Annotated in this window: 7 protein-coding genes and 1 pseudogene; 4 read left to right on the top strand and 4 right to left on the bottom strand. The window is 61.6% G+C overall.

Annotated elements, in window-relative coordinates; translation table 11 throughout:
* The 4 genes from AC629_RS33190 to AC629_RS33175 form a co-directional block, all read left to right on the top strand.
* A partial coding sequence (locus AC629_RS33190; protein WP_143199626.1) for an acetamidase/formamidase family protein occupies positions 1 to 858 on the top strand: 858 nt, incomplete at its 5' end.
* 64 nt (positions 859 to 922) lie between these two features.
* Positions 923 to 1,528 carry a hypothetical protein gene (locus AC629_RS33185; protein ID WP_084809018.1) on the top strand — a complete coding sequence of 202 codons (606 nt, stop codon included), beginning with the start codon at positions 923 to 925 and terminating at the stop codon, positions 1,526 to 1,528.
* Positions 1,521 to 2,339 (top strand): hypothetical protein, encoded by an 819-nt coding sequence (locus AC629_RS33180; protein ID WP_084809017.1) that lies wholly within the window; start codon positions 1,521 to 1,523, stop codon positions 2,337 to 2,339. The genes AC629_RS33185 and AC629_RS33180 overlap by 8 nt, the downstream gene beginning before the upstream one ends.
* Positions 2,340 to 2,657: 318 nt before the next feature.
* Entirely contained in the window at positions 2,658 to 3,539 is an 882-nt protein-coding gene (locus AC629_RS33175) for a HupE/UreJ family protein (RefSeq protein WP_245332067.1), read from the top strand.
* Between the two features lie 160 nt (positions 3,540 to 3,699).
* Here AC629_RS33175 and AC629_RS33170 read toward each other — a convergent pair whose 3' ends face one another.
* From AC629_RS33170 to AC629_RS47860, 4 genes and pseudogenes are all read right to left on the bottom strand, one after another.
* Positions 3,700 to 3,993, bottom strand: coding sequence for a GYD domain-containing protein (locus AC629_RS33170; RefSeq protein ID WP_084809015.1), 294 nt, complete (start codon positions 3,991 to 3,993; stop codon positions 3,700 to 3,702).
* Positions 3,994 to 4,410: 417 nt separating this feature from the next.
* Positions 4,411 to 5,281 (bottom strand): annotated as a pseudogene (locus AC629_RS33165) (SDR family oxidoreductase).
* 155 nt (positions 5,282 to 5,436) lie between these two features.
* Entirely contained in the window at positions 5,437 to 6,945 is a 1,509-nt protein-coding gene (locus AC629_RS33160) for an amidohydrolase family protein (protein WP_084809014.1), read from the bottom strand.
* Positions 6,946 to 7,123: 178 nt separating this feature from the next.
* On the bottom strand, positions 7,124 to 7,390 hold a 267-nt coding region (locus AC629_RS47860; protein WP_210419143.1), incomplete at its 5' end, for a hypothetical protein.

The following is a 7,390-nucleotide window of genomic DNA, read 5'->3' as shown; positions in this document are numbered from 1 at the left end:
GTGCCTGGATTTGGCTTCTTGCGTGACGTCTTCCGCGATCCTTTCATCGTGCACTGGAACCTGACGCGTCTTGAAGCGCGTTCGAAGGATTTGCCGGGAATCTCCGTGCCCATGAATGCGTTCATGGGTACGGTCGGCGTCTTGCCGGGCGAGGCTGAGCTTGAGATGTGGCTCAAACGGGAGAAAGCGCTCGCTGACGCGAGCGGCGCGGTGTTGACTCCCCAGCCGGTTGATGCCGTGCCGGCGGACCTTTGCGGCGCCAATGGTACAGCGAAGGACAAGTGTGTTCGCACGGTCCCTCCACGGGAGAATGGCGGCAATCTCGATACCAAGGAGACGGTGGTCGGCACTACGCTGCTATTTCCTTGCTTCATCGACGGTTGCGGGCTTTTCGCGGGTGACGTTCATTTCGCCCAGGGCAACGGCGAGGTGGCGGGCACCGCCATTGAGATGGGCGCAAAGGTAACGCTCCAGGCCAAGGTGATCCCGGGCATGGCTTCGCTGCTTACGACAATGCACTTTGAGGGCGGCTCGCAGCTAAAGAGCCTCGCCCCGGGGAGTTTCTACGCTGTCTCGGGGCTTCCGCTCAAGCCCGAGGGTGAACTGCCGGTGTTCGACACCTACCTTGGTGGCCAGAAGATCGCTCCGCTGGCAAACCTCTCGGAGGATGTGAGTTTGGCAGCGCGAAACGCCACGCTCAACATGATCGACTTTCTGGTCAAGACAAAGGGCCTTAGCCGCGAGCAGGCTTACGTACTGGTGAGCGTGGCCGTCGATCTCCACATCGCGCAACTTGTCGATATCCCGAACCTGGGTGTCACAGCGATCTTGAACCGCGACGTGTTCAAGCCGCAATAACGGGTGCCTAGGCCGTCGCTGGCTCAGGCTCGGCATCGCACAGCTGCCTTGGAGCTTGGCGAGTATGAAGCGGCGCACGATCCTCACGTCGGTTGCGAGTGCAGCGGCGCTTGTTCTCGCCGGGGGCAGAAGGTTTGCGGTCGCGGGCCCTGATCGGCAGCAAGGGCCGATCGGGCCGCGGTTCGCCGACTTGAATCCGGACCATATGTGGCCGATCTACCGGCGCTACCACCTGCTCATCGTCGGCCAACGCGATGACGAAAGCGGGAGTGCTCTTGCCGCGGCGACGGTCGACGTGCTGACGCGATTTCTCCCTGGCTCGCGCGCCATGCTGGTCCGAGCTGCGGATGCTCGGCGCGTCGGCGTGCTCATTGCCACGGATCAACAGGACCTCGCAATCATGGCGGCGGGAAGTGCGGAAGCCCTCTTTCTCGGCAACCCGCCCTTTGACGATATCCACGACGCGCCGTTGCGGATAATAGTATCATTTGGGAGCCACTTCCTCGTGTGCCGCTCGAGTTTCATGGCGCGCCACGCCTATCTGATCGCGAGGACGCTGGCTGAACACAAAGAGGCATTTCCCATGCCCGCCGGTGCTCCCGACGGAGTCGTCCCGGTGCACCGGGGATCGCACGCTTTTTTCGCCGGCGAAGAGGTGCCCGATGACTGATGACTTGGCCACGGCAAGCTCATTCCCCACAGGACAATCGCTGACCGCCGCCTGCCCGCGATGCACAGCCTTTCGAGGTGCAGCGCCAGGGCTCGTTCTCTTCGTTCTCCTCTTTTTGGTTCTTGGCGCCCGCACGCTGGTCGCTCATGATGTGATCGACATCGAGCAGGCAAACGCACTCGTCTCCGCCGCCGACGAGGACGTCGCACTCATCAAAACGGCTCCTGGGCCAGGACCTGAGGGCATGGCGCGATTTGCACTCGGTATGGTTCTAGTCGAGGCGACCAACCTCCTCAACCGCGATTTCGCAGCGCACAGTGGTCGGCTTACGGTTAACGGCGAACTTTTGCTGAAGCCTCTCGTCCAGCGCGGCCTGGCGCCACGCTTGGACGATGCGATCGGGCGCTACCGCCTGCCGAGAACCCCGCTCGAGGAAGCCATTCGCCTCTCACCCGAAGCACCTTATTCGCTGCGCGCCCGGTTCGAGCTCCTGAAAGCTGGCTTCTATGAGAGCTTCGTACTCGATCCTTTTCAGCTTGTCGGCATTGGGTTGGACGATCTTGACCACCAGATCGCTGAGGCCAAGGCGTTGGCTTTGACCCTCGCGAGCGGGGAGGACGCTGAGGAGGCAACATTCATTCACGCCATCGATCTTGCGCGGGCCGCACAGCTTGCGCCGCCCGAGGAAAGGCGCGCTTTCACCGAAAAGGCGCTGACGGCGCTTGGGGCGTTCTCAGAAGCCTACCCACAGAGCATTCGTGCAGCGACTGCCGGCGTGATCATTAAGCGCCTGAGCGCGCCGAATGATTGACGGCCGACGCCAGTGACACCTGTGAATTGGGCGCTCCGCCGAACGCGCTGGATACAACGCCTCCGGATGCGCCCAGGCCGTGCTAGGCTCAACGGCGTTCCCCCCACGACAACGTCACGCGCTTGGCTCGCCCTGGCCAGCATTGCCGTCGCTGCCGTCGCCACCTGGGAGACGCAGGCGCACAACGCCGGGGTCAGCACCTCGCGCATCGTGATCCGCGACCGCACGGTCGACGTCGAAATCAATGCGCTTGGGCGCGACTACGAAAAGGCGGCCGGCGTTCGAATCACCGAAGCGGGGTCGGGTGAGGTCAACCGTGTGGCGCTGGCGATCATGGCGCCGTCAGTGCTCACCTACATTGGCGACCACGTTGCAGTCTTTGCCGGCGGGCAGCGATGCGCGCCTAGGCCAGGAACGGCACAGCCCGCCGATACCCACGTTCTGGTGACGATGTCATGGACCTGTCCATTGGATGGCGGCGAGCTACGTTATCGCGCGACCCTGTTTCACGACGTAGATCCTACGGCGCGACATCTGACTATGATCGCAACCGAGAGCGGCGAGCGCGAGCTTGCCCTCGACAGCACAGCGCCCGAGGTCGCTCTGTCTGGTGCAGGGTCGTCGGTACTCCAGGTGTTCGGGCGGTTCGTGCAGGCCGGTATCGAGCACATCTTTCTCGGCTACGATCACATCGCATTCCTTGCCGCGATCGTGCTTTGGGCGCAGCATTTGTGGCCGGTGATCAAGATCGTCACCGCCTTCACGATTGCTCACTCGATCACGCTGTCCCTTGCTGCGTTGCAAGTTGTCGTAGTCCCAAGTGCCATCGTCGAAGCGGCGATCCCCGTAACGATCATGTTTGTGGCGGTCGAGAATTTTTTCTCGCGCAATGTGGACGGTCGCTGGCGGGTGACGTTTGTTTTCGGGCTCATTCACGGCTTCGGCTTCGCCGGCGCGCTGAAGGAGATTGGGCTGCCAGCGAACGCGGCCGTGCCCGCGCTCGCGGCTTTCAACATCGGCGTCGAGATTGGGCAGGTCGTGATCGTAGCCCTCATCTTTCGGCTTCTGTTGTGGTCGGATCGGATCGGTCACCGAGCCGCCGCGCGGGATGGACGGCATCCGGCGGTGGTCTACTTCTGTTCAGCGGCGATCTTGCCGGTTGGGCTTTACTGGCTCTTGGTACGTACCGTGCTCCCTTGAAGCATCAGCCCGTTGCTTTAGCGCCATGTCGATCCGGCGTCCCTTCCGATGCGCACGCCCGGCGCCCGTGTCGCATTGAGGGCACGATCGCCGGGCGTCGAAATCGCGGCGGCGCTAATCAGTCAGGCCGCGCACAGGCCAATCTGACAATCCGAGTCTATTACGGAAGCTCGGATATCAGTTTGGTCCACTCGGACTCGGTCCAAGCCCGCGACGTGCAGGTGCGCACATTTCCCAGAGAACCGAGCGCGAGCGCGAATTTTGTGACTTGGTCGCCGAGAGGTGCTTCAGCGATGACGAGAATGTCGTGCTCGCCGGAGGTGAGATAAATTTCCGTAATCTCGACCCCGACTTTTTTGGCGAGCTCCTTCGCCGCTTCGCTGCGCTTGGGAGCATCCCTGACATTGCGAATTCCCTGGTCGGTCCAGTTGATGGTCAAAATGAATGTCGCCATGTCGTCCTCCCGTTAGACATGCCTATTGCCTGCCGCGCGCGGCAAGCCAATCTGCTCTATGTTGAAGTTAATGGAGCGCCACCAAGGCAGGCGCTGCTTTTCAGATTGCGATGCCAGCCGACGGCATGATCGCTGCCCATTCCGTCAAACGGCGACGTCGGCCCGTCCCGTCCCAAGGGCAGCTCGTCACAGACTACGCCAATTTGCGCCGAGATCCAAAGTTTTTGGGCCGCGCCGGTACGTTGTCGCGGCAGAGAGGTGGGTGACCGCATCTTTCCTCGGACGTGACTTGCCGCTCAGGTCTTTGGGTCACGCGTGAGACGCCCTGAACGCCGCCGTCACCTCGGCCAGCATCCGCCCCGCTTTCCTGTGTGTACCGAAAAACCTCGTCCGAATTCTTGACGTAAGCGCGCCGGCCTAGCGCAAGGACATTACCGTCACACCGGGCGGCGGCACGTCATCGTCGGGCACGAAGAAGTCCGACGCCAACGGGACCGAGGCATCGACGCGATAGCGGTCGAAGTCACGCACTCCGCTGGCATAGAGCAGCTTGTCATCGATACAGAACTGCCCGGTGAACTCGCGCGACAGCTTCGTGAGGATGACATAAGCTGCATCTCCCATGATCTCGGGCGTGCGGCTCGCGCGCATCATGGCATCGCCCCCCCAGGAGATTGCCGACCGCGGCGGTAGCGATTGAAGTGCGCGGCCACAGCGCGTTGACCGCGACGCCCGCACTCTTCAGCTCGGCCGATAGTCCCAGCACGCACATGCTCATGCCGAACTTCGCCATGGTATAGGCGGTGGAGCGCTCGAACCATTTCGCCTTCATGTCGAGCGGCGGCGACAACATCAGGATGTGTGGGTTTTCGGCCTTCGTCAGATGCGGGATGCAATATTTCGATACCATAAAAGTGCCGCGGGTGTTGATCCCCATCATCAGGTCGAATCGTTTCATGTCGGTTGCCTGCGAGTTGGTCAGGCTAATGGCGCTGGCGTTGTTGACGCAGATATCGATGCCACCGAATTCGGCGACGGTCTTGTCAACGGCTGCAATCACGTGAGCCTCATCGCGAATATCGCAGATGACGGGCAGCGCCTTGCCGCCGGCAGCGCGCACCTCGTCGGCGGCGGTAAAGATGGTGCCCTTCAGCCTCGGATGCGGCTCCGCGGTCTTCGCTGCGATCGCGACATTGGCGCCGTCGTGAGCCGCGCGCAGCGCGATCGCAAGCCCAATGCCGCGGCTCGCGCCGGAGATAAACAGCGTCTTGCCTTTGAGGGATAACATCGGAGGACTCCTGTTAGGGATGCACCGAATAATTGGGCTCCCTTTCCGCTGCGCGTGAGGGCGGGGCGTGGGGTACCGCAAGCACGAGACTCAATACTATCCACGTCCGCTGCGCCGGCGGAGCTTGCGCGCGCCGCTGACGCAGCCATTGGCTCTCAGGCGGCACGAACGTAACCGTAGCGCAGGTTCGAGGGCTGCTTCGCAGCTTGTGTGTACTCGTTCTTAAGCGCCGCGAGGCGGTCCTCGGAAAAGGTCGGCATCGTGGTGTTCTCGGCCGCCTTCAACTTGATCTTGTAGAACCTTGTAGCGTTGCCCGCGAAGATCAGCTGCTTGGTAGCGCTGTTGGCATCGCCGAGCGCCGCAAAGCCGTACTTTTTCTGCATATCCTCCGGGATTTCGAGCCGGCGCAGCGCCTCGATCTGCCACTGCGGCGAGCCGTACCAGACTGAATCGGTGCCCCACATGACGTGGTCAACCCCCATCCCCTTGATCAGCGTGCCGACCAGCGCGGCGCAGAACTTCGGATGCGCCACCGCCGAGTTGGCAAAGGACGTGCCGAGCTCGGCATAGACATTAGTGACGCCGAACTTCTCTGGGATTTCCGCGAGATCGGAGGCCCACTGGATGCGGCCGGTTTGCTCGAACTCCGCCCACGCCTTGTCGGGCAGTTCGAGGAACGGCCGCAGGGCCGAGTGATAGATCACGAAGTTCATCTGCGGCCAATCCTTGGCGGCCTTTCCGATGTCCCACGCCGTTGCGTATTCCCACACGCCGGCGAACGACTTCTCATAATCGGGCGGCAGCAGCCCCTTGTGGATGCACAGCGTGTTGATGCCGGCCTTCACGGCTTTCGCGTAGAACGGATACATCACCTGCTCGTCATCGAGCCGCCATGGAAACTTCGAGGGCGCCAGCGGATCGCCAATCGTGTAGGACTTCCAGGAATCCGGCTTGTAGACCTCGATCGCCTTGTCCACCTCGTCCATCCAGCCGGGTTGCTTGGGGGTGATGACGCTGTGCGCCAACAGGCGGCGCGATCCGGCGAAGTCGTTGATCAGCTCCCGCGCCTTGACGATCTGCTCGTTGGACAGGAGCCACCAGCTCGGGTCATCGAACGGCGCGCCGCTCAGGAGCGCCATGTTAGTGTCGCTGTCGTAGTAGACCTCCTTCACGTAGTTCTGGAACTTGTAGCGGGCGAGCGAGGTGACGCCTTCCTCCTTCATCTTCGGGTTCCAGTGCTGGCTCGCAAAGTCCGCCAGCCCCAAAAGCTCCTTGTGATCGAAGTCGTCGCGCACGAAATGAGTCTGGACATCGAAGATGAACTGGTCGGCGAGGCTTTGCGCGCGCGCCAGCATCAGCTCGGGCTCGCGGGCCTCGGCGGGCGCGACCCGGAAAACATTGCCATAGATGTCGTTCATGGCGAGGAACGCCGCCGCCATGCCACAGCTTGTGTGCAGGAACTGCCTGCGGCTCAAGCCGAGGTGCTTGCCGTTCACGTCGGCGAGCTCGTTGATCCGTGCCTCGACCTGCTTCTGGACAGTACTCTGCGGGGGCGGGAGATACTCGCCGTTGGAAACGATTTGAGTCGGAATCGGCATCGCCGACGATGTCGATTCAGCTCCTGCGACGAGACGCTGTTCTCGCTCACTAAGCCAGGTGCTCATTGTGCTCCTCCCTCTTGTTGGTCATCGGCTTGCTGGTCAGTGCGCGCATGAGGATGCGCGTTTACTCACACGCGCCTTACGCCCAAGCGCATCTCTTCACCGCTTCATCCAGCGAGACCTCGAGCACGTTCAAAATCTCACTTGCGATAGTGGCATAAATTCAATGCTCAAACTTCTTCTAGCGCAAGCGAACTCGCGCAAGCGAATGTAATTCGACAGTCATACTGTCCCAACGTCGCATCATTCTTTCATCCGGTCGTTTCTGAGCCGGGCGACGCTTAGCAATCCCGAATATGCGCATTGATCCGGCCAACAGCAGCTCAAGGCCGCCGGCCTCCAAGAGGCGCCGGAAAAGCGTATGCTGGTTCGATGATCCCGTGAACTGGGAGGCCGTCATGCTGTCCATGACGAGAGCACTCCTGCTGCTCGGCGCAATGGCACTGCC

Source organism: Bradyrhizobium sp. NAS80.1, from assembly GCF_001908205.1.
Classification (GTDB): Bacteria; Pseudomonadota; Alphaproteobacteria; order Rhizobiales; family Xanthobacteraceae; genus Bradyrhizobium.
The sequence above is the reverse complement of the archived record's forward strand: the minus strand, read 5'-3'. Positions and strand labels throughout refer to the sequence as shown.

What these genes read in the sequence shown, in the direction of transcription:
- AC629_RS33185 (WP_084809018.1), top strand. Translation starts at nt 923, where the DNA reads ATGAAGCGGCGCACGATCCTCACGTCGGTTGCGAGTGCAGCGGCGCTT.
- AC629_RS33170 (WP_084809015.1), bottom strand. Translation starts at nt 3,993, where the DNA reads ATGGCGACATTCATTTTGACCATCAACTGGACCGACCAGGGAATTCGC.
- AC629_RS33160 (WP_084809014.1), bottom strand. Translation starts at nt 6,945, where the DNA reads ATGAGCACCTGGCTTAGTGAGCGAGAACAGCGTCTCGTCGCAGGAGCT.
- AC629_RS33180 (WP_084809017.1), top strand. Translation starts at nt 1,521, where the DNA reads ATGACTGATGACTTGGCCACGGCAAGCTCATTCCCCACAGGACAATCG.